Consider the following 23,661-nt stretch of genomic DNA (forward strand, 5'->3'; position numbering starts at 1 on the left):
GTAAAAATAGCACAATTAATGATATTTAAGTTTCTTTGTATTTCTAAAACCTTCATCACATAAAAGTGTTTTTTCTTTCGGAAGGATAAAAAGCATCATCCTAAACTTTCAAAATCATGAAAAAAATATACCATTTAAGCACCTGTTCTACTTGTCAACGTATTATTAAAGAACTACAACCACTTTCAGATTTTGAACTACACGACATTAAAACAGCTCCTATAACGCCATCTCAGCTAGAACAAATGCATAGTCTTTCTAAGAGCTATGAAGATTTATTCAGCAAAAGAGCTGTTTTGTACCGAGAGCGAAATCTTAAAGAACAAAACCTTTCTGAAGAAGATATTAAAGCGTTGATATTAGAACAATACACCTTCTTAAAACGACCTGTAATTATTGTTGATGACCAAATTTTTATTGGAAATAGTAAGAAAGTGGTAGAAGCCGCTAAAACGGCAATTCATCCGTGAGCAAAAGACTACTAGCCATACTCGCTGCTATTGGGGCAACTACCATTTATGGAGTTAACCACACTATCGCCAAAGGTATCATGCCACATTATGTGCAACCTTTCGGATTTATTATTTTAAGGGTTCTCGGTGCAGCTATCCTATTTTGGTTGATTTCACCTTTTGGACCAAAAGAACGTATTGACCCTAAAGATTATTTACGCATGTTGATTTGTGCCCTATTAGGTATGGGCTTAAATATGATGGTATTTTTCAAAGGACTATCACTATCTACACCAATAAATAGTGCCGTATTAATCACCACCACGCCAATTGTAGTACTAATTCTATCGGCTGTAATTTTAAAAGAAAAAATATCTGGAAGAAAAATAATAGGAATCACTATCGGATTACTTGGTGCACTAGGCTTAATCTTGTTCGGTACCGAAGTAAGACAAGACGCACCGAATATACCTCTAGGCAATTTCTTGATTTTTTTAAACTCAATTTTCTACGGATCCTACCTAGTATTGGTAAAAATTCTAATTAGCAAATATCATCCATTTACATTTATGAAATGGCTGTTCTCTTTAGGTGTTCTTATATGCTTACCCCTTGGATACGAAGAATTCATGGAAATTTCTTGGAACACTTTACCTTTAGAAGCCTATTTTGGTATTGGTTTTGTAATTCTTGGAACAACATTCTGCACCTACCTGTTTAATATTTTTGCGTTAACCCAATTAAAAGCTTCTACCCTAAGTGCTTTTGTATACGTACAACCACTAGTGGGCATTACATATGCCGTTTTTACAGGTCAAGACACTATCACTACAGTGAAAATCATTGCTGCTTGTTTTGTTTTAGTTGGGGTTTATCTTTCTAGCAAAAGACCAAAGAGAAAACTACAACAAAATTAAATATGAGATTTTTTTGCATTTTCTAAATTCAGCGACACCACCTCGATAGCCTTTTTTTCATCCCGGTGATGCATGGCAGACACTAAATCAAGATGTTCTTGTAAGATTACATTCAAAGATCTGTTCAGCCCCACAAGATCCATAAAAGACAATATTTTGGCAGACTTGTACATTTGGTACAATGTTCTATTACCACAGTTTTTGACAATATACTCGTGAAAATATCGATCAATTTTATAAAACACATATCCGTTTTTTGGTCCACTTTCAAATGGCACCAAAAGACTTCTTAAATCGTCAATTTTAGATTGCGGTGCATTACGTGTAAATAATTTAACCGCCATAGTTTCTAAAGCTATTCTACAATCGAACATTTCTACAGTTTCTTGCTCACACAATTCTCGTACAGAAAGTCCATTATCTAAATTACCGACCAATAAACTCTCTTGTTTTAACTGCTGTAAAACTACAGGTACAGTGTCGTCGTTAATTCGTAAAGTGTGTGATAACCTATGCTCAGTAATAAGTTGCCCAGGTACCAACTTTTTGGTTACAATCAACTTTTTAACTTTACCGTATGTTTCTTGAAATATTTCTTCTGGTAGGCTAACCATTAAGCAAATATATTATTATCGGTTATTGATTACTCAACAGTCTAAGGGGGAATACAACTGTAATTAATTGAATCATTTAAAAATAAAGTTTTTAACACTACGATTCCTATAAATTTATAGGAATTTTCAAAAATTCTCTAGTATGTTCTTTTGTCAGCACTCTAAATCCTTCTCCTTTTTCTAAATCACGGAATTTATTCATCAATTTTTCTGTCAATCCCATCAACTTTCTTGACTCTAAACTGATCCAAGCACCCATCATTTCGCAACGCGCTATGTTTTCTCCTTTGTCATTGTAAAAATTATGGTGGAACTCAAAAAATTTACCATCTTCACTTAGTCCCATAATCTCTAAAGAAACTTTAACCTGATTACCAAGAAAGGCTTCTTTAAAATAATACATATGCTCATAAAATGCTACTGGACCTATTTTATAGGTAACCATAGTCTTTTGATCAAAGCCCTGCTCCATCAAAAAAGCCATTCGAGTATGGCTCATAAGATTAACATATGCCGAATTCGCTAAATGACGATTTGCATCTATATCACTCCACCGTACTTCAAAGTCCTTTGTAAACATTTTTATAATTTTTACTATGCATGCATAATACCTTATAAAAATAGCATAGTTTTGAAATGTAAGAACTAAAAAACATCGTTTTTTATAGTTATTTTTAAATCACTTTCAAAATTTACAGCACTATGTCAAATAAACCCCCTTTCATTAAAGAGTTATCATTGCCCGCAGTTGCAGCCCCAATGTTTTTAATTTCTGGACCACAATTGGTTATTGAATGTTGTAAAAATGGCATTGTTGGTACGTTCCCGGCATTGAACCAACGCACTAGTGAAGGTTTTGAAGAATGGCTTATTGAAATAAAATCTGCCCTAAAGACCTTTGAAGAAGAGACGGGTAAAAAACCTGCCCCGTTTGGCGTAAATTTAATTGTACACGCAACAAACCCAAGATTAGAAGCAGATGTAAAGTTATGTGTAAAGCACAAAGTACCTTTGATCATCACTTCTTTAGGTGCTGTCTCTCAAGTAGTAGATGCTATTCACAGTTATGGTGGATTGGTTTTTCACGATATTATTAAAAAACGTCATGCAGAGAAAGCAGCCGAAGCCGGTGTAGACGGATTGATTCTTGTTGCTGCAGGTGCAGGTGGTCATGCAGGCACAATTAACCCAATGCCTTTAGTTGCTGAAATAAAGAAATTCTACCATAAAACTATTCTTCTTTCCGGTTGTATTAGTACGGGTAGAGACATTGCATCTGCCCTACAAATGGGTGCTGATTTAGCTTATATGGGTACCAGATTCATAAATACAAATGAAAGCAAAGCTACTCCTGAATATCGACAAATGATTATTGATGCAGGTGCTAGCGATGTGGTGTATACTGCTTCAATTTCTGGTGTACACGCCAATTTTTTAGGTGCTAGTTTAAAAGCTGCGGGTATCACAGAAGAAGACCTTAAAAAAGATGTAAAAATTGATTTTGGAAAAGAAATGAATACTGAAGCCAAAGCTTGGAAAACCATTTGGTCTGCAGGTCAAGGTTCTGCACTCATTGACGATTCCATTCCTGTTGCCGAATTGGTATCACATTTAAAGACAGAATTTAAAGAGGCTATCGAAGAACAAATAAAAGTTCTAGAAACATACCCTAAGTAAACAAATTTTAGCTTTTACAAATAGATGCCGTTAATTGACTCTACATATGATCCGCCATTGTTTTTTAAGAACGGACACCTATCTACCATATATTCCGGTTTAGTTAGAAAAGTATCCGATGTAGAGCAAATACGCATTCGTATCACTCTGCCAGATTCTGATTTTTTAGACACGGACTGGAGCTATGCTTCATCTACTTCCCAAAAATTGGTTATCATAATCCATGGTCTAGAAGGAAGTTCCAAGAGAGCATATATAAAAGGTAGTGCTAAAGTTTTAACACAATCTGGCTATGACGTTTGCGCCATTAATTTAAGAGGATGCAGCGGTACCGCCAACAAACTATTTAGGTCTTACCACTCTGGAGCAACCGAAGATTTACAAGCGGTTATTGAACATGTTCTAAATTTAGATGAATACCAAAGTATTTACCTTCATGGTTTTAGCCTTGGTGGTAACCTACTTTTAAAATATTTAGGTGAGAAAAGAGAAAGGGCTAATGAAATTAAAGGAGCAGTTGCCATTTCGGTGCCTTGCCAATTAGCAGATTCACTGCACCAGTTACTTCAGTTTAAGAATGCAATTTATGCTAAACGGTTCAAGGGAAACCTCATAAAAAAACTTAAGCTAAAGCAAGAATTATTTCCTGAACTTATTTCCGTTACAGATATCGAAAACATTAAAACCCTTAAAGATTTTGATAATTTTTACACCAGTAGAGCACACGGTTTTAAAGATGCAATGGACTACTATGCCAAAAGCAGCAGTCTTCAGTTCTTAGACAAGATCAAAGTACCTACTCTAATAATTAACGCACTAAACGATTCTTTTTTAGGGTCCGAGTGTTATCCTATAGAAATTGCCAAACACCACAGTAATCTTTTCCTTGAAATGCCTAAATATGGTGGTCATGTTGGTTTCTACGGTACCAATAACTTAACCTACGCGGAGCAGCGTACATTAGAATTCTTAGATAATATAAACTAAGGTTAGCGCACAAATATAAAATCGCTTGCACAAATTGTTACTTACTTAAAGTTATTAGTTAAAAACTTAACTCCATACGTATTAAAACATACTTCAACCCGCAAAAATTCATATATTAGTTGCTCAATTTACAGACAACACTTAAAAGATAGTAACGTATGCGCAAATTATTCACTTTATTAGCTCTTAGCACAATGATCATTAGTTGTGGTGAGAAGAAGGAAGAGAAAAAAGATGGTTTTGAAATGAACAGAACCAAAAAAGAAGTTAAAAAAGAAACGGCAAGTGAAGGCGTTCCTGTTGATTTAGATAACAAAGGTGTTGGTCCAATAACCAGTGTTACTTTTGACGAGGCAGTAAACGAAGAAATGGCCGCTGTAGGTAAAGAAAAATTTCAAGCCATTTGTACGGCTTGCCACATGGCAGAGCAACGTATGATCGGACCGGCATTGAAAGGTGTTTACGAACGTAGAAGTCCAGAATGGGTAATGAACATGATTATCAATCCTGATAAAATGTTGAAAGAAGATCCTATTGCAAAAGCATTATTGAAAGAATACAACAATGCAATTATGCTTAATCAGAATTTAAAGGAAGAGGATGCTCGCAACTTAGCAGAATATTTACGTACACTATAAAGTTAAACGCCAATCTAATACTGAAAACCCTTTCATAAATATGAAAGGGTTTTCTTTTTATAACAAATACTCGTGATCACTTTAAAAAGTATGTTTTCTGTACTTTTTACGACCAATTAAGTATTAAATGATTGATATATGCAAAACGATAAAATAAAAATAGATATAGTTTCTGATGTTGCTTGCCCATGGTGTTATGTTGGTAAGAAAAGATTAGAAAAAGCAATAAAAGAATGGGATGGCGCCGAGATTGAAATTGAGTGGCACCCATTTCAATTAGATCCAAATATACCAAAGGAAGGACTAGACAGGGATACTTACCTTACCAATAAATTTGGCAGTGTAGACGGACCTTTGGAAATGACGAAACGTTTAGAAGAAAGCGGAAAAGAAGAAGGTATCAACTTTAACTTTGGAAAGGAATGGTTGGCGGTAAATACACTACCGTTACATCAACTTTTACATGTGGCAGGTGAAGAGGGTTTTAAAAACGCTCTTAAAGAGCGTTTTATGAAAGCATACTTTGATGAAAATCTTCATTTAAACGATGTTGATGTTCTAAGTACTATTATGGCTGAATATGACTGGTCGCCAGAAAAAACACAAGAAATTTTAAATGAAGATGCAATTGCATATTCTGTAAAACAAGAGATTGCTCATTACCAACAACGCGGTGTTAACAGTGTGCCTTTCTTTATTATCAATGATAAATTTGGAATTAGCGGTGCTCAACCACCAGCAGCATTTTTAGAAGCTTTTCAACAAGTAGCGCCTTTAAAAATAATTGCTACGGGTGATAGTTGTGATCCTTCTACAGGAATTTGCTAATTTAATACTAGCTAAAAATTATTATTAATTATAAATCAAAAGATATGAAAGCATCATTTTCTGATATCATTAAAGGGGACACTCCGGTTTTAGTAGATTTTTTTGCTGACTGGTGTGGACCTTGTAAAACGCTAGCTCCTATTCTAAAAGACGTAAAAACCGATTTAGGAGACGCTATTAAAGTCGTAAAAATCGACGTAGATAAAAATCAAACATTGGCATCTCAATACCAAGTTAGAGGTGTGCCTACTATGATTCTTTTTAAAGATGGAAAGCAGGTTTGGAGACAATCTGGGGTAGTGCCAAAAAATGACTTATTACAAATTATAAATTCTAATTAATAGAATTTTAAACATACTGGACTAGGCAAATCAACTTGGCTTACAAAACTTAGAGTGCCATTTTCTGCATCTCTATTAAAAACAACAATATTGTTGCTACGTTGATTTGCTACCAGTACATATTTACCAGTAGGGTCTATACTAAAGTTTCTTGGCCAATCGCCTTTTACAGACTCTCTACCTACCAATTCTAATTTTCCGGTAGTTTCATCTACCTTAAATATTACTACTGTATTCTCCCCTCTATTTGTTCCATATAGAAATTTACCGTCTGGTGATAAATGAAGATCAGCACAAAAACTCTCACCTTCAAAATCTGATGCTAAAGTATCATACGTTTGCTTACCATAATACTTGCCCTCCTCTTTCTGAAACATTGTTATGGTAGAGTTTAATTCATTGATTATATAAAGAAATTCTGCATCATTAGAAGCAGCAAAATGTCTTGGTCCTGCACCTTCAGCAACCACTAACTCTTTCTGATCGCTTGGAACAAAGTTATTCTTGGACGCTGTGTACTTTTTTATTCGGTCAAGACCTAAATCAGACACCATTAATTCTCCGTTTAAAAACGATGCCATATGTGCATGAGCTTTCCTAGTAGAATCCAAAACTTTATGATCTATAATTTGTGGAGAAGGTTTTAGATTTCCATTTTCCAACGCATTATACACTGCAACATTACCACCAGAATAGTTTGCTGCTGCCACTAGATTGCCATCATTACTAACACCTACAAAACATGGGTTAGCACCATGTGTAGATTGTTCTTCTACATATACAAGAGAAGTATCCTTTACTCTGAATGTGGTAATTGACCCATCGTCCTTTTTATAATCATCTACTTCGCTTACGGCATATAAAGAATTTCTATCTGGAGAAAATGATATGTAAGATGGGTTTTTAATCTTAGCAACTAAAGTTTGGTTTGTCAATTCACCAGTACCTAAGTTTAAATTGTATCTATAAATACCCTCGCTACCATTATCCGTATACGTTCCTACGAAAAGAACTTCTTCGTTTATAGACTCTTCCACCTTACAACTGTTAAAAATAATCAATCCTATAATTGCGATAAGCAAACTGACTTTATTCTTCATATTTCTAATGCTCTAATCTAAAAAAATCTCTTTTTAAAAAGAGAAAAATAAAACTTGTATTAAGATCATTAAATGTATAAAAGAATTATTCAAAAACTAAGAATAATTGAATTTCATGTAACAAAATGGTCTTTTTTGCTACATATAAGAAAGAAATGACGATGGGATACGGCGGACAACCAATGAAAGTAATAAAGGCAAATAGAGCATTACTTAAAAAAAGTAGAGGCTTTAGAGATTTGCGCAAAGATTATTTAGACTACTCTCAAGAAACCAAATTACACTTTAAAGAACTCACCGATTTTGAGCGTAAAGTAGTGCGTGATAAAATAAGAGCACAAGCCAAAAAAGACAGCCTAAAAGAAATAGGGATCTATATTATTTCTATAGCTATGGTCTTAGGAGCCTTTTATGCTATCTATAAGTATGCGTCATAATAACTATTAAATACAAGCTCTTATAAACCCCACAACTTAAAAGGATTTTTAGTTTCTGGATCATCATCTTTTGACTTAGAAAGAGGCTTGTTTACCATGACCTTGTATGTAGGATCCTCCATAACATTTACATCTATAATATCATCTGCAGCTGCCAATAAACGTATACAGTCATTACTCAAGTGACGTAAATGAACTTTTTTACCCACTTGGGCATATCGTTCTGTAATCTTGTTTAAAGCCTCTATACCGCTCATATCTGAAACACGACTCTCTTTGAAGTCGATAATTACTTCGCTTGGATCACCTTGCACATCAAATTTTTCATTAAAAAGCGTAGTTGAACCAAAGAATAAAGGACCATATATTTCATAATGCTTTACCCCGTTCTCATCTACATATTTTCTTGCTCTAATTCTCTTGGCACTTTCCCACGCAAATACCAATGCCGATATAATTACCCCTATCAATACCGCTAATGCCAAATTATGAAGTACTACAGTAATTAAAGTAACCAATATCATTACAAAAATATCTGACCTTGGCATTCTTCTTAAAGCCTTGAAACTTGCCCACTCAAATGTACCTACGGAAACCATTACCATAACACCTACCAATGCCGCAATAGGCACCAGTTCTATTACCGGTGCACCAAACAATATGATCAGCAATATGGTTAAGGCAGCAATGATACCAGATAATCTTGCCCTTGAACCTGCTGACAGGTTTACCAAAGTCTGTGCTATCATTGGGCAACCACCCATACCACCAAAGAAACCGTTCAATATATTTGCGCCACCTTGTGCCAAACACTCTCTGTTACTGTTACCTTTTGTATTGGTAATCTCATCTACCAAATTCAAGGTAAGTAAGCCCTCAGTAAGACCAACCGCAGCCATTATCAAACCGTAAGGCAAAATAATTTTAAAGGCTTCTAATGTAAAGGGAATAGTTGGTATATGAAAAGAAGGTAACGACCCACTAAGCGACTTCAACTCTTCACCTGGCAACGTATCTTGATTAATGATATCTACTACTTGTTTCGTTTCTATTTTTAGAAAATATACTACTAGAAATACTACAATGATTCCTATTAATGAAGCCGGAACTGCTTTAGTAAGTTTGGGAACAAAAACAATTATTGCAATGGTAAACAGTACCAAACCTACCATTGTATATAATGTGGAACCTGTTAACCAAACTGCAGCATCGCCTACACCTATTTTAAACTGATCCATTTGTGCCATAAAAATAATTATAGCCAAACCGTTTACAAACCCAAACATTACAGGCTGAGGCACTAAGCGAATAAATTTACCAAGCTTTAAAAAACCAACAATCAATTGAAAAACACCTGCTAAAGCCACTGCTGCAAAAACATATTCTAAACCATGAGAATTCATTAATGCCATTAATACAACTACTGTTGCCCCTGCTCCACCAGAAATTAACCCAGGTCTTCCACCAAAAATTGCTGTAACCAACCCCATGATAAAAGCACCATACAAACCTACTAATGGTGAAAACCCTGCAAGAATAGCAAACATCAATGATTCTGGAATCATTGTCATTGCAACGGTTAATCCTGCTAAAATTTCATTTTTATAATCTACTTTCTGATTGAAATCGAAAATATTAAGGTACTTCTGCATGCCCGATGAATTTAAGGGCGCAAAAATAAGTCATATTTATTGGCCTAGCCACTAACAAGCAGATTATTACTATATTATCTCTCTACCAGGCTTTTAGGCCTAATAATTTCTCTCCTAAAGGTGATAATTTAGCAGTATCATATTTGGTTTGCTCCCATTTACGTGGATCACCCGGAAATGCATACCCTTCTGGGGCTATTTTGTTCTTCCAAGAATTGACTCTCCAATGACGAATTTCTTCATTTTCCGGCTCTGCTGGCATCATTGAAATATACTGCGCTATACGAACTTTATTTTTTGATTTATTGGGTCTTATACCATGAGGTTCCGTACTATTGAAAATTAACAGATCACCTGCCTTCATTTTCACTTTTACTATTTTATCTTCCAAACCATCTAACGAAGGCTGAAAGCGATCTCTATCTTCTGGCTGTGTCAGTTTCCAAGAATCGTAATTACGGTATAACCAAGGTATACATTGAAAACCTCCCATATTTTCGTCATCTTGGTCAGCTAATGCCAATACTCCTTGTACATTTTGTGGTTTTGTTTCCGGGTCATAATCCCAATGAATGAATCCTTTCTTATCAACTCCTTGTGGTAACGGGAAATTTAAATTTGCCCTATCTATTGTCACCCAAAGTTTTTCTGTTCCCCAAACATCTACAAAAGCATCATATACTCTTTGCGTTTGTCTATTGTTCCATAAATGTTGATGGTTGTAAACCTCAACCATACCTGTACCAGTCAACTCTTTCATTTGCATCTCTGCTCTTGGTGGTGCATACCATGTTGAAGAATCTGTAGGACTCTTTTCATCAAACATCCAAAGAAAATCTGCCGTAGCTTTTGCTTGCTCCAAGGGTACTGCATTCTTTATTACGATATATCCATTTTCCATCCAGAATTTCCAATCTTCCTCGCTGAGTATACGAAGTGGTTTACCGTAAGATCGATCATTCAATTTTTGCTTACTGCTTGTTGCCGTAGACGGATTTCCAGGTATTTCCTTATGCGCTTTATTACCTTGTTCAACCTTATTGTTTATTTGCTGCATCGTATATGAATTTAAGTTGTTGAGTGATATAAAATTACTGAGCGCAAGGAACTTAAACTACCGTAATATTGACCATAATTTGAACGATATTGATTTTTAAGGCGCGTATAACTCAAATTATATGTAATTTTGTTACATTTAGCTCATGAAGATTGAATTAGAAACCATAGACCCTGAATCTAAAAGTCCGTTCAGACTTTTACATGACCCCAAACTGAGTCACCTTTTCTACTGGCATTTTCATCCAGAATATGAGCTGGTATATATTGAAGGTGCAAATGGAACCAGACATGTAGGTGACCATATTTCTGAGTATGAAGAAAATGACCTTGTACTGATAGGTTCTAACATACCGCATTTAAACTTTGACTATGGTGTAAAAACAACGTACCGTGAAGAAGTCTTGCATATTAAGCCTTCTTTTAAGAGTGATTTTGTAGATCCTATACCTGAATTGAAAAATTTAAATAGACTATTAGATCTTTCTCGATACGGAATTGCTTTTCACGGGGAAACTAAAAAAGTGGTGGGCAGCTTATTAAAGGAACTCCACACTTTAAAACCTTTTGAATATTTTATGGCAATCATGAATATTCTTAAAATGCTTTCTCAAAGTAATGAGTTTGAATTGCTACACAAGAAACCTTATAAGAATAAATATAGTAAAAAAGAGCAAAGTAGAATTCGTGATATTTATGCTTTAATTGATGAACGCTACCAAGGTAAAATATCGGTTGATGAGGTCGCTAAATTCTGTAATTTAACCAAGCCTGCTTTTTGTCGCTACTTTAAAAAAGCTACAGGTAGTACTTTTATAGAGTTTTTAAATCAATATCGTATCAGTCAATCTAAACGTTTATTGCTTACTGGCAAGAATGTAAGCGAAACATGTTTTGAATGCGGATTTGAAAGCCTCTCCTACTTCAACAGGACCTTTAAGAAAGTAACAGGGGAAAATCCATCAGCATTTAAAAAGAGATTGCAGCGTGATTAAATGAACTAGAACTCTAAGCAATAGAGGAAACATTTAAAATGAGATACTGTTATTTTTAGAAGAGTACATTTTAACCTAAAGCCATTTTTTATATGGACCAGTTATATCTTCTAAAACTTAACTATGGAATTTTTTGACCCGCTTTCACTAAAAACCGTTTTGCAAATTTGCCTAGCTGCGGCTTTTATCTATTTATACATGATGTTCATTACACGTGTAACAGGTAAAAGAACATTCGCTAAAATGACCAGTTTTGATTTTGCAGTTACTATTGCCATGGGATCCATCTTAGCCGATGCGGTCAACAAACCTGTTTCAAGCTTAATGCCCGCTATAGTTTCTATAGCATTACTTGCGGGTCTACAAGCTTTATTCGCTAAGCTGTTATCATCGTCTGATGCAGCACAAAAAGTAATGACCAATAGCCCAATTCTTCTAATGAAAAATCGTGGCATTTTAAAGAAAATTTAAACAAAGTATTGGTAAGCAAAGCAGACCTAATGGCAAAACTTAGAGAGGCAAATGTTTTGCAATTGTCGCAAGTAAAAGCTGTTATTTTTGAAACTACTGGAGATATATCGGTTCTTCATTCAGATAAGCCTATCGATATTGATGCTGTTATTGTAGAAGACGTTAAATCTACCATATAAAAAATGCCCTACTACAAATAGGGCATTTTTGAGACAATCAACTTAAAAACTATTTTGCCTTCTTTCGTTCTACATTCATTGTAGGGTTAGAAGATTTTGTTCTTTTCTTGCTTTCTGAACCTTTGGCAGATTTCAAATACTCTTGATATCCTCTACCTCTAAACTCATATGTTGTACCGCTATCTGGGTGATATAACTCTATAGTGCTGTCGTTAATGACATATAACTCAAAGTAATCATCGCCCATAAAGTCATAATCTAAAGTCAATGTTTTTAATGAATTATCACCTTGTACGTCATACACCTGGTAATCACCTTCAAAATCCCATTGTAAATTAGAAACATTTGTATTCGGCGCATCTAAAGAAGACCTAAAAAAGTTTGGTAAAAACTGTATGTAATTCTCATTATCAAAGTCATTTAACGCTCCAGCTTCACTGGTATAAATTTTCTCCCAAGCATCATATTCTTGTATGAAATAGTTGATGTTATCATAAAATACAGTGTCATAATCAAAATTAATAATTTGATATCCTTTCAAATAATACGAGGTATCTGAACTTGCATCATACAACTCTATTGTATTATTGTTTACCGCAAAAACTTCTAGAAACCAAGATCCATCAATATCGTGGTCAATATCTACCGTACCTCTAAGCGTGCCGTAGGCACCTACATCAATACCATAACCACCACCCGTTTTACCGATACCAACAATGTTATTATTCGCATAAAGCACTCCGCGATCAAAAGAAACCGTAAATGCCCTTTGTAAAAAAGGCACTTCACCATTACCACGCGTCGCATTAATATCTATATACCATAAATCATAGCTTTGTAAAACTTGATCGGTATTGAATGCCGACTCTTCTATAAAATCATCTTCAATAATTACTTCTGTATAACACGAAACCATTAAAGTTGCTAATAGGAAATATCCCGTAAGTAGTTTTAGTGTTTTCATAAGATCTCATTTAATAGGTTGTCTATGTAGAAACAATCTCCATGCCAAAATTTTTAAGGGACTGATTCTAATCATATGATGATCATACAAATAATTGGTAAATTTGCAACATGAACGAGAATGCGAAATTTGCGGTTTTAGGTGGTGGAAGTTGGGCTACGGCTATTGTGAAAATGCTGACCAATAACCAAGAAAAAATTGGTTGGTATATGCGTAATACCGATGCTATTGAGCATATTAAAACTCAAAAGCACAACCCAAACTACCTGACTTCGGTAGAGTTTAAGACTGAACAATTAGTATTGACAAACGATATTAACGAAGCTGTCAACTATGCCGATGTTTTAATTTTTGCAATACCTTCTGCTTTTTTAGTTGGTGAGTTAGAAAAACTAAAGATATCGTTGAAGGATAAAATTATTTTCTCTGCAATTAAGGGTATTGTTCCAGAATCTGGATTGATAGTAGGCGAGCATTTTCATAATACGTATGAAATTCCTTTTGAAAATATTGGTGTTATTACCGGTCCTTGCCATGCTGAAGAAGTAGCTATGGAGCGTCTTTCATACTTAACCATTGCTTGCGCAGATACTGAAAAGGCAGAATTGGTTGCCGATAATCTTGCCAGTAATTATATTAAAACCAGCATTAGTAAAGACATCATAGGTACCGAATATGCCGCTATGCTCAAGAACATCTATGCTATTGCAGCGGGTATTGCCCACGGATTGGGTTATGGTGATAATTTTCAGAGTGTATTAATGAGTAATGCCATACGTGAAATGAAACGGTACACCAAGCGTATTCATAAATTAGACCGCAATATTAATAAATCTGCCTATTTAGGTGATTTATTAGTAACAGGATACTCAATTTTTAGCCGAAACAGAATGTTTGGAAATATGATTGGTAAAGGATACACTGTAAAAAGTGCACAGATGGAAATGAGTATGATCGCAGAAGGATATTATGCTGCAAAAAGTGCTTATAATATAAAAGAGAACTTTACAAAAAAGGTCAAAACTCCAATTATTGACGCTGTTTATAAAGTTCTCTATGAAAATAAGAATCCTAAAAAGGTTTTTCTTGATTTAACTAATCAATTAGATTAACGCCTTTCTAATGAAAAATCTGAATGATCTTTTAATTCTGCGTTCAAGGTTGTTGTCCATTCTTCAATTTTGGCATCACCTACCTTAAACTTGCTTTGAAAATCCGCCATTAGCGGCCCCATTAAGGTTCTAATACTTTCTATGTCGAAATATAACCTACCAGTTCTTCTAATGAAGAAATCCATAGGAGTTTGCACCATTTCATAATCGATACCAAAAGCTAATTCGGCTTTAGCTAAACGTACGTATTTATCATCTTCTACAATACCCTTATAATTTTCAAGAATAGTTTCTGTCTGTTTACCATAGTTAGTTACTAAAAACCAAGCATCGTGTTTTGTAAAACCTTCTTCTTTGATTTGGTCATATACCTGATCAATATATTTTTTAACATGTTTAAATTTCTTGAATTCTACATTACCGCACAGAAATATTTTCTCTGTGTAACATTCTTTAAGTTCGGTATCATATTCCTCTTCCATTTTCTTGGCGATACGATCCACCACTCTTTCTGCCATTTTACGGTAACCTGTTAGCTTACCACCTGCAATACTTATTAAGCCCGTATCTGACACAAAAATCTCATCTTTTCTTGATAATTCTGACGCAGACTTACCTTCTTCATGTATTAAAGGTCTTAAACCCGCCCAAGAAGAAACAATATCTTCTAACTCTAGATTAATATCAGGAAACATATTATTTACTGCAGAAATCAAATAAATGGCATCGGCAAGATCTGTTCTTACATTATCTTTATTATCATTAAAGTTGGTATCTGTTGTACCTACATAGGTTATTTTACCCCTCGGTATAGCAAACATCATTCTGCCATCTGGTATATCAAAATAGCAAGATTGTTTCACTGGTAATTTTTCGTACGGAAAAACCAAATGCACCCCTTTGGTCAAATGAAGTTGCTTTCCTTTTTTAGAATTGTTAAGACTTCTTAATTCATCTACCCACGGGCCAGCGGCGCTAATTACATATTTAGATTTGATTGTAAATTCTTTGCCTGTAACTGTATCTATCGCCTTAACACCTGCAATTTTCTCATCATCATATACAAACTCATTTACCTTAGCATAATTCAATGCTTGTGCACCAAATAAAAGACTACTTTTTATATTTTCAATGGTTAAACGGGCATCATCGGTTCTATATTCTGCATAATAACCGGCACCGTTCAAAATCTTTTTCGGCAATAAAGGCTCCAATTTCAAGGCTTCCTTTTTTTCTAGCATTTTTCGCTTATCATCTCCTGTAACCTGAGCTAGAATATCATATACTTTAAGCCCAATAGATGTTAACCATTTACCGTAAGAACCATTTTCTATTAACGGTAACAACATCTTTTCTGGCAGTACTAAATGCGGAGCCAATTTATGTACGATTGCACGCTCGGATCCTACTTCTTTCACCAACCAAAAATCGAACTGCTTTAAATATCGGAGTCCGCCATGTATCAATTTGGTCGATTTACTACTTGTACCAGAAGCAAAATCTCCTTTTTCTAACAAGGCTACTTTTAATCCGCGTGATGCAGCATCTAAGGCGATACCTCCACCGGTAATTCCACCGCCGATTACCACTAAATCAAAATCCTCCGATTCTAAGCTATCTATCGTTTTTTGGCGTTCTAAATTGGTAAATTTTATATTTTTCATCAGTAGATGTATTTTAATTTTTAAGCGGATATCTTGGTCGTAACTTAAGTAAAACCTAACATCCCTAAACAAAGATATAGCTAGTTATATGCTATTCTATGCTCTATAAAATTAATAAATTGTAAAATTGATTACTAGGCTATTCCTCTTCTTCCCAACCTTTTGATCTTTCAACTGCCTTTTGCCATTTTTTGTACAGACGTTTTCTTTTAACACGGTCAAAAGTTGGTTTAAAAATTCGGTCTATTGGTCGGCTTTGATCAATATCAGATTGCTGCCAAAAACCTACTTGAATACCTGCTAAGAAAGCAGCACCCATAGCAGTAGATTCTATAATTTCTGGTCGGTGTACTTCAGAATCTAAAATATCTGCCTGAAACTGCATTAAATGATTGTTTGCACACGCACCACCATCAACCCGTAAATTCTTTAGCTGAATGCCCGAATCATCTTCCATAGCCTTTAAAATATCTTTTGTTTGATATGCAAGTGCTTCTAGTGTTGCCTTTGCCAAATGGGCTTTGCCTGTATCTCTAGTTAAACCGAAAACGGCTCCTCTTGCATACATATCCCAATACGGTGCACCAAGACCTGCAAAAGCCGGCACCACATAAACAGGATTCTCACCTTCTATCGAATTTGCCAAGTCTTCTGTTTCTTTAGCATCTTTAATAAGTTCTAAACCATCTCTTAACCATTGTATTGCCGCACCAGCAATAAAAATACTGCCCTCAAGCGCGTAATTGACCTTACCATCTATACCGTATGCGATAGTGGTTAATAGTCCGTTCTTAGAAAACTGTGGTTTTTCACCGGTATTCATTAACATAAAACAACCTGTACCATAGGTATTTTTTGCAGACCCTTTCTTAAAACAAGCCTGACCAAAAAGTGCTGCTTGCTGATCACCAGCAATTCCTGCTATAGGAATTTTTACTCCGTCAATCTCATATTCTCCAAAATTCGCTGCAGATGGTTTTACTTCTGGCAACATTGTTTTAGGTATATCTAAAGCCTTCAACATTTTATCGTCCCACTTTAGATTTACAATATCGTAAATCATGGTACGCGATGCATTGGTATAATCGGTTACGTGGTTGTGATCTTTCGTCATGTTCCAAACTAACCAAGTATCAATGGTGCCCATTAATAAATCACCAGCTTGAGCTTTCTTCTTGGCTCCTTCAACATTATCGAGAATCCATTTTACTTTAGTACCCGAAAAATAAGAATCAATGACCAAGCCTGTAGTTGTCTTTACATGCTCTGTGAGTCCGATTTTTTTCAAATGCTCACAAATATCTGCCGTACGTTTGTCTTGCCACACAATAGCGTTATAAACAGGCTCCCCTGTATTTTTATCCCAAACTACGGTGGTTTCTCTTTGGTTGGTAATGCCTATACCTACAATTTCTATAGGTTTCACTTTTTCCTTTTCAAGAAGCTCTTTGAAAACAGCCATCTGAGAAGCTAATATTTCTTTCGGATCATGCTCTACCCAACCTGATTTAGGAAAAATCTGTTTGAATTCTTTTTGTACCATTCCTTGAATAGTACCATCATGGTCTACTAATAAAGCCCTAGAGCTCGTTGTACCCTGATCTAATGATATTATAAATTGCCTTGACATGTGCTTTAAGTTATTTCTCTAAATATAGCGGAAATAAAAATTAATGCAAAGCAGCGAATTTCGAAGCGATGTGAAGAATTATGTGTTTCTGTTAAAATTATATTCTCGTTCTACCAAACAAATGCGAACCGTATAAGAATCATACCAATCTGCTATACCTTTTTTTTGAGCCAGTAAATGGTTTGCCTGTTGTTTCCAATCGTGAATTGCATTTAGGCTCTCCCAGTAACTTACAGTAATTCCTATTTCTTATTTGGCACTTTCAATACCAATATAGCCAGATTGTTTTTTTGCCAACTGCTCCATGAAATCTGCCATTTCGCCATAGCCATCATCACCAGCAATTCTGGTAGAAGTAAAAATAACAGCGTAATATGGCTTCTTCATAGTTTATTGAATAAACTCTTTTTCTACAAAATAGGTAACAATTGCTTCTTTCATAAGAACCGTTTGCTCTCCGGCTTTTAGAGATGGCAATTCTTCCATAACATTATAATGAGGCCAGCCATCTTCATCGAAAAAACTGAATTCATAAAATCCGTAAGGTTCTAAAAGACGACAAATAGCAATATGCATTAAGTCTAACTTATCATCCTTTTTATATTTTCTATGGTACTGCCCTAATTCTTGAACTCCTACCAAATAAATTATGGCATCTAATTCTAGAGGATCGCCATCAGAAAACTTTCCTGAAAGCTTTTCTACCAAATAATCCCATCGTTCTTTTAATTGTGTATCCCTAGCCATATAATTTCCTTCAACCTTATCTATGATATAGACCTTGCAAAGGTACAAATCAAAGTTCTATATTTGTTAAAACACTTTACGAATGGGACTTTTAGATATTTTACTTGGATTACCCTTAATATGGGGTCTATGGAAAGGATATAAAAACGGACTATTCATGGAAATAGCATCTATTGTCGCACTTGTTGCAGGTATTTTCGGAGCAATCCATTTTTCGTATATCACAGGCAACTATTTATCTGAGCATTTGAATTGGGATGAACGCAACATGAGTATCATTGCCTTTATTATAACATTGATACTTATCATCATCATTGTAAATTTAATTGGAAAACTACTGACTAAAGTTGCCAACTTCGCAATGCTTGGCGCTTTAAATAAAATTGCAGGGGGAATTTTTGGTGCTTTAAAAGTTGCTATTTTATTAGGTGCCGCTTTTATATTTATTGATAGAATGGACAGTACATTTAATTTATTAGATGACGAGACTAAGCAAGAATCAATTCTTTATCAACCTATTAAAGATATAGGTGCACTAATTTTTGATACAGTCTTACAAAATGAAGAGCTTCAAAATGAATCTTCTGAAGAACCTGTGATCATATAATCAGTTAGTCCGGTAATCTAACTTTTTGTACACTTTAACGAATATGCATTTTTGTTACTGCCCTGCGTTTAATTTTTCAATAATATTACTACATCGATAACCCAAATCGATTACGAGAGCTTAGAACACTCTTAACTTTTTTACCTACTGCGCTACGCCGAGAGGCTACACAATTTAAAGACACTTATATGAAAATGAGATTGCTTTACGCGGTCCCTGTCTTTCTATTACTTTTTCTTGGTTCCTGCACTAGCGACTCTATAGATGATACGCCGGTACTTGAAGCTGAAAATGTTTTAACTATAGAGCAGGACCTACTAGATATTGTTAATGCACACAGGTTAAGTTTAAATACCAACACATTAGCTTTTAGCGATGTAGCATATAAATATGCTAACCTCCATACTGACTACATGATATCTAAAGGTAGCATTAGCCACGATAATTTTAGCTCCAGAGCATCTAAGATCGATTCTGAGATAAGCGTTGAAATGGTTGCAGAAAATGTTGCTAAAGATTATCAATCTGCTTTAGAGGCTTTTGAAGGATGGTATATTAGCAGCAGCCATAAAAAAACGATGGAAGGCGATTTTACACACACAGGTATAAGTGTAAAGAAAGATGATCTAGGCAACTATTACTTTACCCAACTTTTTTACAAGCAGTAAACGTATCTTATATTATAAGGTAAAAGAAGAGGCTACCTTAGTTTATCTTAGCAAGTATCGGTCTGCAAGATTACCTATTTAGATAAAGTGAGAAAAATCATTTAAAGTGCATTTAATCACGATGAAAAATAATATGATTTTTCATTATAACACTTAATATGTTAATTATTCGTCTCTTAACGAATATTTCATCCCCTCTATAGATGTTTTACTTCTAACTATAATCAACGGGGTTATTTTTGGCACTCACTAAAAAAATAGTTTCCCTATATGAAATCCACCTTCATCTTTTCCGCTTTAATTTTAGTCCTTTTATCCTCTTGCTCAAAAACCCAAAACTCTACAGAATTCGAAGAAAATTCTGAATATACGCTAACAAAATACACTTTAGCCTCTTCTAAAAACCACAATACAATTGAAGCTGAACTTTTTGAGCTAATAAATAACTATAGAACAGATTTAGGTTTAAATGAATTGGTATTTGAAAACGCTACCTATTACTATGCGAGCCTTCATACGAATTATATGATTTCTAAAAAAAGTACAAGTCATGATAATTTCAGTAAACGTGCTGAATATATTTCTGAACGATTAGATGCTGATTTTGTTTCTGAAAATGTTGCTCGCAACTATGAAACCATAGAAGATGCTTTTGCAGCTTGGTTGAAAAATCCAGGACATAAGAAAAATATAGAAGGTGAGTACAATTACTCGGCAATCAGCATCATTCAAAGCAGTAATGGAGATTTTTATTTTACTCAAATATTTGTGAAATAACTTAAGTGATAACTTATTTTTTATGAAAGCCTTTGTAACTCAAAGGCTTTTTTTATGCTTACCTTTTAGGTGAGAAATGATCGTTTCTTTAACTTTCACTAAAAATCACAGAAATGAGTATACAAGCACCATTTAATCTTAACAAATGGATAGAAGAAAACAGAGCTTCACTTAAACCCCCCGTCGGAAATAAAAATCTGTATAAAGATGCGGGCGATTATATTGTTATGATCGTTGCTGGACCTAACGCCAGAAAAGACTACCACTATAATGAAACTGAAGAGTTATTTTATCAACTTGAAGGTCATATAGAAGTTCACATTCAAGAAGACGGTAAAAAACGAACCATGCAATTGGGTCCTGGAGATATGTATTTGCACCCAGCCAAAGTACCACATTCTCCAGTACGTAAAGAAGGTTCTATTGGTTTAGTTATAGAACGTAAACGAGCAGAAATGAACGTTGATGACGGCTTATTATGGTTCTGTGATAATTGCAATCACAAACTATATGAAACCTATTTTACCCTTCATGATATAGAAAAAGATTTCTTAGCTCATTTTAAGCATTTTTATAGCTCAGAAGAATTAAGGACTTGTAATAATTGCGGTACTGTAATGCCAGTTGATGAACGTTTTATAGCTAAAGAATAATGATAATAACAGCAAAAATTATTACGGCTCTCGTAGCCCTCATTCATATTTATATTCTCTGGTTTGAAATGTTCGCATGGACGACGACCGGTAGAAAAGTATTTAGAAATTTTCCGAAAGATTTATTTGAACCCACAAAGTCTATGGCGGCAAACCAAGGGTTATACAATGGCTTTTTAGCTGCTGGGCTAATTTGGTCTTTCTTCATAACCAACATACAATGGTCTGCAAATGTTGCACTCTTCTTTTTAGGTTGCGTTGCTATTGCTGGTGTTTATGGTGCACTAACCGTAAGTAAAAAAATATTTATTGTTCAAAGTATTCCTGCTTTCATCGGAATTATATTTTGGTCGATATTAAAATTTTCTTAGAATAAATTAGATGTACTTAAAGATTAAATTCTTTGTATTTTTGTAATATATCTAACATTAATTACGTAAAAAGTTATAAAATGTCAAAAATAGCAGCAGATTTCGGAATACACGATGCTCTAAAAGCATTAGGAATTAAAGATGTTAACGAGGGTACTTCAACTGGATCTAACAATTTTTCTTCAGGCGATATTATTTCATCATACTCACCAGTAGATGGTTCACTAATTGCAAAGGTCAAAACAACGACAAAAGAAGATTACGAAATAGTAATGTCTACTGCTACGACAACTTTTAAAGAGTGGAGAACAAAACCTGCACCGCTACGTGGTGAAATTGTTAGACAATTCGGCGAAAAATTAAGAGAGCTTAAAGAACCCTTAGGCAAACTTGTTTCTTATGAAATGGGAAAAAGCTACCAAGAAGGATTAGGTGAAGTTCAAGAAATGATAGATATCTGTGATTTCGCAGTTGGTCTTTCTCGTCAGCTACACGGTTTAACTATGCATTCAGAAAGACCTGGACATAGAATGTACGAGCAATATCATTCATTAGGTGTGGTTGGTATTATTTCTGCTTTTAATTTCCCAGTAGCCGTTTGGGCATGGAATACTGCTCTTGCTTGGATCTGTGGTGATGTTTGTGTTTGGAAACCATCAGAAAAAACTCCTTTATGTGGTATAGCCTGTCAAAATATAGCTGCTGCAGTTATGAAAGCGAATAACTTACCTGAAGGTATTTCTTGTTTGATCAACGGTGATTATAAGATCGGTGAATTAATGACACAAGATAATAGAGTACCGTTAGTGTCTGCTACGGGATCAATTAGAATGGGAAAAATAGTAGCTCAAGCAGTTGCAGCCAGACTTGGAAAATCCTTGCTTGAACTTGGTGGTAACAATGCTATCATAGTTACACCAGATGCCGACTTAAAAATGACTGTTATCGGTGCCGTATTCGGTGCTGTAGGTACAGCGGGTCAACGTTGTACTTCTACTAGAAGATTGATCATTCACGAATCAATGTATGATAAAGTAAAAGAAGCTGTTGTAGCTGCATATCAACAATTAAGAATTGGTAACCCTCTAGATGAAAACAATCACGTAGGTCCATTAATTGATACCGATGCGGTTGCTCAATATAAAACGGCTCTAGAAAAAGTGGTTAAAGAAGGTGGAAAATTAATAGTTGAAGGTGGTGTGTTAGACGGTGATGGCTTTGAAAGTGGTTGCTACGTTAAGCCTGCAATCGCAGAAGCTAAAAACGACTTCAAAATTGTTCAACACGAAACATTTGCGCCTGTTCTTTATCTATTAAAATATTCTGGTGATGTTGAAAATGCCATTGCTATTCAAAATGGTGTAGTACAAGGACTTTCATCTGCTATTATGACCAACAATCTTCGTGAAGCGGAACATTTTCTTTCTGCTTGGGGTAGCGATTGTGGTATTGCCAATGTAAACATCGGTACTTCTGGTGCTGAAATAGGTGGAGCCTTCGGTGGTGAGAAAGAAACTGGCGGTGGTCGCGAAAGCGGTTCTGATGCTTGGAAAGTGTACATGAGAAGACAAACCAATACTATTAATTATACAACTGAGCTTCCTTTGGCTCAGGGCATAAAGTTTGATCTATAACAAAAACATAAATTCCTTTGTATATTTAATAACTAGGTTGCTTTTTAATTGGTTGGTTCATTTGACCAGCTACCATGAAGCAAAGTTTGTACGCCTAGAACAATAAACATGCAAAGGAAATTTATAATACCTTTTATTTTTTTCTTCATTTTATAGTGTAAATACCTCTTTATTAAACTAGTAAATTATTTTACTCTTGTAAACTAATTCTGTACAGCTTTACACAAATATTGTATAGTTGGTTTTTTTCTTCCTTCAATTATAGACATAAAAAAATCCTATCGACTACAAGAGGACAGGATTTTTTAACCAACTAACTCAAAACTTGAAATTATATATTCAATGCCCAAACTTTGTGGGGAGATATATACCGTTTCAATACTTACGTAAAAATGCAAATAATAGTTGTTGCACCATACAGTTTTTTTATCGTTTCACCCTATTATTGTATAGTTGGTATGTATTTTAACATATCTAATATTAAGATAAT

At 34.8% G+C, this 23,661-nt stretch carries 28 protein-coding genes; 18 read left to right on the forward strand and 10 right to left on the reverse strand.

Annotated features, from left to right (window positions below; genetic code table 11):
* Positions 1 to 116 precede the first annotated feature (116 nt).
* Together Q4500_RS05755 and Q4500_RS05760 are read left to right on the forward strand one after the other, a co-directional pair.
* Complete coding sequence (locus tag Q4500_RS05755; protein WP_303598765.1) at positions 117 to 470, forward strand: arsenate reductase family protein; 354 nt, start codon at positions 117 to 119, stop codon at positions 468 to 470.
* Positions 467 to 1,369, forward strand: a complete 903-nt coding sequence (locus tag Q4500_RS05760) for a DMT family transporter (RefSeq protein WP_299800369.1) — start codon at positions 467 to 469, stop codon at positions 1,367 to 1,369. Before Q4500_RS05755 ends, Q4500_RS05760 begins: the two co-directional genes overlap by 4 nt.
* Here the strand turns inward: Q4500_RS05760 and Q4500_RS05765 are convergent.
* Together Q4500_RS05765 and Q4500_RS05770 are read right to left on the reverse strand one after the other, a co-directional pair.
* Positions 1,366 to 1,983, reverse strand: coding sequence for a GntR family transcriptional regulator (locus Q4500_RS05765; protein ID WP_303598766.1), 618 nt, complete (start codon positions 1,981 to 1,983; stop codon positions 1,366 to 1,368). The two genes, Q4500_RS05760 and Q4500_RS05765, sit on opposite strands and share 4 nt — an antisense overlap.
* Before the next feature lie 106 nt (positions 1,984 to 2,089).
* A complete protein-coding gene (locus tag Q4500_RS05770) occupies positions 2,090 to 2,563 on the reverse strand; it encodes a thioesterase family protein (protein ID WP_303598767.1) in 474 nt (157 codons plus the stop codon).
* Between the two features lie 122 nt (positions 2,564 to 2,685).
* Here Q4500_RS05770 and Q4500_RS05775 point away from each other — a divergent pair, with 122 nt between their 5' ends.
* The 5 genes from Q4500_RS05775 to trxA all read left to right on the forward strand — a co-directional run bounded on the left by Q4500_RS05775 (position 2,686) and on the right by trxA (position 6,454).
* Positions 2,686 to 3,660 (forward strand): nitronate monooxygenase family protein, encoded by a 975-nt coding sequence (locus Q4500_RS05775; protein ID WP_299321406.1) that lies wholly within the window; start codon positions 2,686 to 2,688, stop codon positions 3,658 to 3,660.
* A gap of 24 nt (positions 3,661 to 3,684) precedes the next feature.
* Complete coding sequence (locus Q4500_RS05780; protein WP_303598768.1) at positions 3,685 to 4,647, forward strand: YheT family hydrolase; 963 nt, start codon at positions 3,685 to 3,687, stop codon at positions 4,645 to 4,647.
* Positions 4,648 to 4,805: 158 nt separating this feature from the next.
* Positions 4,806 to 5,285, forward strand: a complete 480-nt coding sequence (locus Q4500_RS05785; protein WP_303598769.1) for a cytochrome c family protein — start codon at positions 4,806 to 4,808, stop codon at positions 5,283 to 5,285.
* Between the two features lie 138 nt (positions 5,286 to 5,423).
* On the forward strand, positions 5,424 to 6,113 hold the full coding sequence (locus tag Q4500_RS05790) for a DsbA family oxidoreductase (RefSeq protein WP_303598770.1): 690 nt from the start codon (positions 5,424 to 5,426) through the stop codon (positions 6,111 to 6,113).
* Between the two features lie 44 nt (positions 6,114 to 6,157).
* Entirely contained in the window at positions 6,158 to 6,454 is a 297-nt protein-coding gene (gene trxA, locus Q4500_RS05795) for a thioredoxin (RefSeq protein WP_036157315.1), read from the forward strand.
* Here trxA and Q4500_RS05800 read toward each other — a convergent pair.
* A complete protein-coding gene (locus tag Q4500_RS05800) occupies positions 6,451 to 7,554 on the reverse strand; it encodes a lactonase family protein (RefSeq protein WP_303598771.1) in 1,104 nt (367 codons plus the stop codon). The genes trxA and Q4500_RS05800 overlap by 4 nt on opposite strands.
* Positions 7,555 to 7,679: 125 nt before the next feature.
* Between Q4500_RS05800 and Q4500_RS05805 the strand changes: the two genes are divergently transcribed.
* Positions 7,680 to 7,991, forward strand: a complete 312-nt coding sequence (locus Q4500_RS05805) for a hypothetical protein (RefSeq protein ID WP_303598772.1) — start codon at positions 7,680 to 7,682, stop codon at positions 7,989 to 7,991.
* Between the two features lie 20 nt (positions 7,992 to 8,011).
* On the opposite strand, the gene Q4500_RS05810 is transcribed toward Q4500_RS05805, so the two are convergent.
* A complete protein-coding gene (locus Q4500_RS05810; protein ID WP_303598773.1) occupies positions 8,012 to 9,643 on the reverse strand; it encodes a SulP family inorganic anion transporter in 1,632 nt (543 codons plus the stop codon).
* An 82-nt stretch (positions 9,644 to 9,725) separates the two neighbouring features.
* A complete protein-coding gene (locus Q4500_RS05815) occupies positions 9,726 to 10,700 on the reverse strand; it encodes a phytanoyl-CoA dioxygenase family protein (protein WP_303598774.1) in 975 nt (324 codons plus the stop codon).
* A 145-nt stretch (positions 10,701 to 10,845) separates the two neighbouring features.
* Here Q4500_RS05815 and Q4500_RS05820 point away from each other — a divergent pair, with 145 nt between their 5' ends.
* From Q4500_RS05820 to Q4500_RS05830, 3 genes are all read left to right on the forward strand, one after another.
* Positions 10,846 to 11,694: an AraC family transcriptional regulator gene (locus tag Q4500_RS05820; protein ID WP_303598775.1), complete on the forward strand. Its 849-nt coding sequence runs from the start codon at positions 10,846 to 10,848 to the stop codon at positions 11,692 to 11,694.
* Positions 11,695 to 11,817: 123 nt separating this feature from the next.
* Entirely contained in the window at positions 11,818 to 12,165 is a 348-nt protein-coding gene (locus tag Q4500_RS05825) for a DUF421 domain-containing protein (protein WP_303598776.1), read from the forward strand.
* A gap of 29 nt (positions 12,166 to 12,194) precedes the next feature.
* Positions 12,195 to 12,344, forward strand: coding sequence for a YetF domain-containing protein (locus tag Q4500_RS05830; RefSeq protein WP_303598777.1), 150 nt, complete (start codon positions 12,195 to 12,197; stop codon positions 12,342 to 12,344).
* Between the two features lie 49 nt (positions 12,345 to 12,393).
* On the opposite strand, the gene Q4500_RS05835 is transcribed toward Q4500_RS05830, so the two are convergent.
* On the reverse strand, positions 12,394 to 13,308 hold the full coding sequence (locus Q4500_RS05835) for a nicotinic acid mononucleotide adenyltransferase (protein WP_303598778.1): 915 nt from the start codon (positions 13,306 to 13,308) through the stop codon (positions 12,394 to 12,396).
* A gap of 110 nt (positions 13,309 to 13,418) precedes the next feature.
* Here Q4500_RS05835 and Q4500_RS05840 point away from each other — a divergent pair, with 110 nt between their 5' ends.
* The gene (locus tag Q4500_RS05840) at positions 13,419 to 14,420 is read left to right on the forward strand and encodes an NAD(P)H-dependent glycerol-3-phosphate dehydrogenase (RefSeq protein ID WP_303598779.1); all 1,002 of its coding nucleotides are present in this window, start codon (positions 13,419 to 13,421) and stop codon (positions 14,418 to 14,420) included.
* Here the strand turns inward: Q4500_RS05840 and Q4500_RS05845 are convergent.
* The 4 genes from Q4500_RS05845 to Q4500_RS05860 form a co-directional block, all read right to left on the reverse strand.
* Positions 14,417 to 16,084 (reverse strand): glycerol-3-phosphate dehydrogenase/oxidase, encoded by a 1,668-nt coding sequence (locus Q4500_RS05845; protein ID WP_303598780.1) that lies wholly within the window; start codon positions 16,082 to 16,084, stop codon positions 14,417 to 14,419. The two genes, Q4500_RS05840 and Q4500_RS05845, sit on opposite strands and share 4 nt — an antisense overlap.
* Positions 16,085 to 16,223: 139 nt before the next feature.
* Positions 16,224 to 17,714: a glycerol kinase GlpK gene (gene glpK / locus Q4500_RS05850; protein WP_303598781.1), complete on the reverse strand. Its 1,491-nt coding sequence runs from the start codon at positions 17,712 to 17,714 to the stop codon at positions 16,224 to 16,226.
* A gap of 249 nt (positions 17,715 to 17,963) precedes the next feature.
* Positions 17,964 to 18,101: a hypothetical protein gene (locus tag Q4500_RS18645; RefSeq protein ID WP_368389726.1), complete on the reverse strand. Its 138-nt coding sequence runs from the start codon at positions 18,099 to 18,101 to the stop codon at positions 17,964 to 17,966.
* A gap of 3 nt (positions 18,102 to 18,104) precedes the next feature.
* The gene (locus tag Q4500_RS05860; RefSeq protein WP_303598782.1) at positions 18,105 to 18,461 is read right to left on the reverse strand and encodes a hypothetical protein; all 357 of its coding nucleotides are present in this window, start codon (positions 18,459 to 18,461) and stop codon (positions 18,105 to 18,107) included.
* An 82-nt stretch (positions 18,462 to 18,543) separates the two neighbouring features.
* Between Q4500_RS05860 and Q4500_RS05865 the strand changes: the two genes are divergently transcribed.
* The 6 genes from Q4500_RS05865 (at position 18,544) to Q4500_RS05890 (ending at position 23,171) form a co-directional block, all read left to right on the forward strand.
* Positions 18,544 to 19,068, forward strand: a complete 525-nt coding sequence (locus Q4500_RS05865; protein WP_303598783.1) for a CvpA family protein — start codon at positions 18,544 to 18,546, stop codon at positions 19,066 to 19,068.
* Positions 19,069 to 19,256: 188 nt separating this feature from the next.
* Positions 19,257 to 19,736: a CAP domain-containing protein gene (locus tag Q4500_RS05870; RefSeq protein WP_299800347.1), complete on the forward strand. Its 480-nt coding sequence runs from the start codon at positions 19,257 to 19,259 to the stop codon at positions 19,734 to 19,736.
* 270 nt (positions 19,737 to 20,006) lie between these two features.
* Entirely contained in the window at positions 20,007 to 20,513 is a 507-nt protein-coding gene (locus Q4500_RS05875; RefSeq protein ID WP_303598784.1) for a CAP domain-containing protein, read from the forward strand.
* Between the two features lie 113 nt (positions 20,514 to 20,626).
* Complete coding sequence (locus Q4500_RS05880; protein WP_299800344.1) at positions 20,627 to 21,166, forward strand: 3-hydroxyanthranilate 3,4-dioxygenase; 540 nt, start codon at positions 20,627 to 20,629, stop codon at positions 21,164 to 21,166.
* Complete coding sequence (locus Q4500_RS05885; RefSeq protein ID WP_303598785.1) at positions 21,166 to 21,537, forward strand: DUF1304 domain-containing protein; 372 nt, start codon at positions 21,166 to 21,168, stop codon at positions 21,535 to 21,537. The genes Q4500_RS05880 and Q4500_RS05885 overlap by 1 nt, the downstream gene beginning before the upstream one ends.
* 80 nt (positions 21,538 to 21,617) lie before the next feature.
* Positions 21,618 to 23,171 (forward strand): aldehyde dehydrogenase family protein, encoded by a 1,554-nt coding sequence (locus Q4500_RS05890; protein WP_303598786.1) that lies wholly within the window; start codon positions 21,618 to 21,620, stop codon positions 23,169 to 23,171.
* Positions 23,172 to 23,661: the final 490 nt, after the last annotated feature.

The organism is Maribacter sp. 1_MG-2023, from assembly GCF_030547005.1.
Lineage (GTDB): Bacteria > Bacteroidota > Bacteroidia > Flavobacteriales > Flavobacteriaceae > Maribacter.

Excerpts from the sequence above, each read along its gene's own strand:
- Q4500_RS05790 (WP_303598770.1), top strand. The coding sequence starts at position 5,424 with ATGCAAAACGATAAAATAAAAATAGATATAGTTTCTGATGTTGCTTGC.
- Q4500_RS05775 (WP_299321406.1), top strand. The coding sequence starts at position 2,686 with ATGTCAAATAAACCCCCTTTCATTAAAGAGTTATCATTGCCCGCAGTT.
- Q4500_RS05820 (WP_303598775.1), top strand. The coding sequence starts at position 10,846 with ATGAAGATTGAATTAGAAACCATAGACCCTGAATCTAAAAGTCCGTTC.
- Q4500_RS05845 (WP_303598780.1), bottom strand. The coding sequence starts at position 16,084 with ATGAAAAATATAAAATTTACCAATTTAGAACGCCAAAAAACGATAGAT.
- Q4500_RS05780 (WP_303598768.1), top strand. The coding sequence starts at position 3,685 with ATGCCGTTAATTGACTCTACATATGATCCGCCATTGTTTTTTAAGAAC.
- trxA (WP_036157315.1), top strand. The coding sequence starts at position 6,158 with ATGAAAGCATCATTTTCTGATATCATTAAAGGGGACACTCCGGTTTTA.
- Q4500_RS05810 (WP_303598773.1), bottom strand. The coding sequence starts at position 9,643 with ATGCAGAAGTACCTTAATATTTTCGATTTCAATCAGAAAGTAGATTAT.
- Q4500_RS18645 (WP_368389726.1), bottom strand. The coding sequence starts at position 18,101 with ATGAAGAAGCCATATTACGCTGTTATTTTTACTTCTACCAGAATTGCT.
- Q4500_RS05755 (WP_303598765.1), top strand. The coding sequence starts at position 117 with ATGAAAAAAATATACCATTTAAGCACCTGTTCTACTTGTCAACGTATT.
- Q4500_RS05885 (WP_303598785.1), top strand. The coding sequence starts at position 21,166 with ATGATAATAACAGCAAAAATTATTACGGCTCTCGTAGCCCTCATTCAT.
- glpK (WP_303598781.1), bottom strand. The coding sequence starts at position 17,714 with ATGTCAAGGCAATTTATAATATCATTAGATCAGGGTACAACGAGCTCT.
- Q4500_RS05765 (WP_303598766.1), bottom strand. The coding sequence starts at position 1,983 with ATGGTTAGCCTACCAGAAGAAATATTTCAAGAAACATACGGTAAAGTT.
- Q4500_RS05860 (WP_303598782.1), bottom strand. The coding sequence starts at position 18,461 with ATGGCTAGGGATACACAATTAAAAGAACGATGGGATTATTTGGTAGAA.
- Q4500_RS05840 (WP_303598779.1), top strand. The coding sequence starts at position 13,419 with ATGAACGAGAATGCGAAATTTGCGGTTTTAGGTGGTGGAAGTTGGGCT.
- Q4500_RS05815 (WP_303598774.1), bottom strand. The coding sequence starts at position 10,700 with ATGCAGCAAATAAACAATAAGGTTGAACAAGGTAATAAAGCGCATAAG.
- Q4500_RS05890 (WP_303598786.1), top strand. The coding sequence starts at position 21,618 with ATGTCAAAAATAGCAGCAGATTTCGGAATACACGATGCTCTAAAAGCA.
- Q4500_RS05835 (WP_303598778.1), bottom strand. The coding sequence starts at position 13,308 with ATGAAAACACTAAAACTACTTACGGGATATTTCCTATTAGCAACTTTA.
- Q4500_RS05825 (WP_303598776.1), top strand. The coding sequence starts at position 11,818 with ATGGAATTTTTTGACCCGCTTTCACTAAAAACCGTTTTGCAAATTTGC.
- Q4500_RS05870 (WP_299800347.1), top strand. The coding sequence starts at position 19,257 with ATGAAAATGAGATTGCTTTACGCGGTCCCTGTCTTTCTATTACTTTTT.
- Q4500_RS05800 (WP_303598771.1), bottom strand. The coding sequence starts at position 7,554 with ATGAAGAATAAAGTCAGTTTGCTTATCGCAATTATAGGATTGATTATT.
- Q4500_RS05785 (WP_303598769.1), top strand. The coding sequence starts at position 4,806 with ATGCGCAAATTATTCACTTTATTAGCTCTTAGCACAATGATCATTAGT.
- Q4500_RS05805 (WP_303598772.1), top strand. The coding sequence starts at position 7,680 with ATGGTCTTTTTTGCTACATATAAGAAAGAAATGACGATGGGATACGGC.
- Q4500_RS05770 (WP_303598767.1), bottom strand. The coding sequence starts at position 2,563 with ATGTTTACAAAGGACTTTGAAGTACGGTGGAGTGATATAGATGCAAAT.
- Q4500_RS05880 (WP_299800344.1), top strand. The coding sequence starts at position 20,627 with ATGAGTATACAAGCACCATTTAATCTTAACAAATGGATAGAAGAAAAC.
- Q4500_RS05830 (WP_303598777.1), top strand. The coding sequence starts at position 12,195 with ATGGCAAAACTTAGAGAGGCAAATGTTTTGCAATTGTCGCAAGTAAAA.
- Q4500_RS05875 (WP_303598784.1), top strand. The coding sequence starts at position 20,007 with ATGAAATCCACCTTCATCTTTTCCGCTTTAATTTTAGTCCTTTTATCC.
- Q4500_RS05865 (WP_303598783.1), top strand. The coding sequence starts at position 18,544 with ATGGGACTTTTAGATATTTTACTTGGATTACCCTTAATATGGGGTCTA.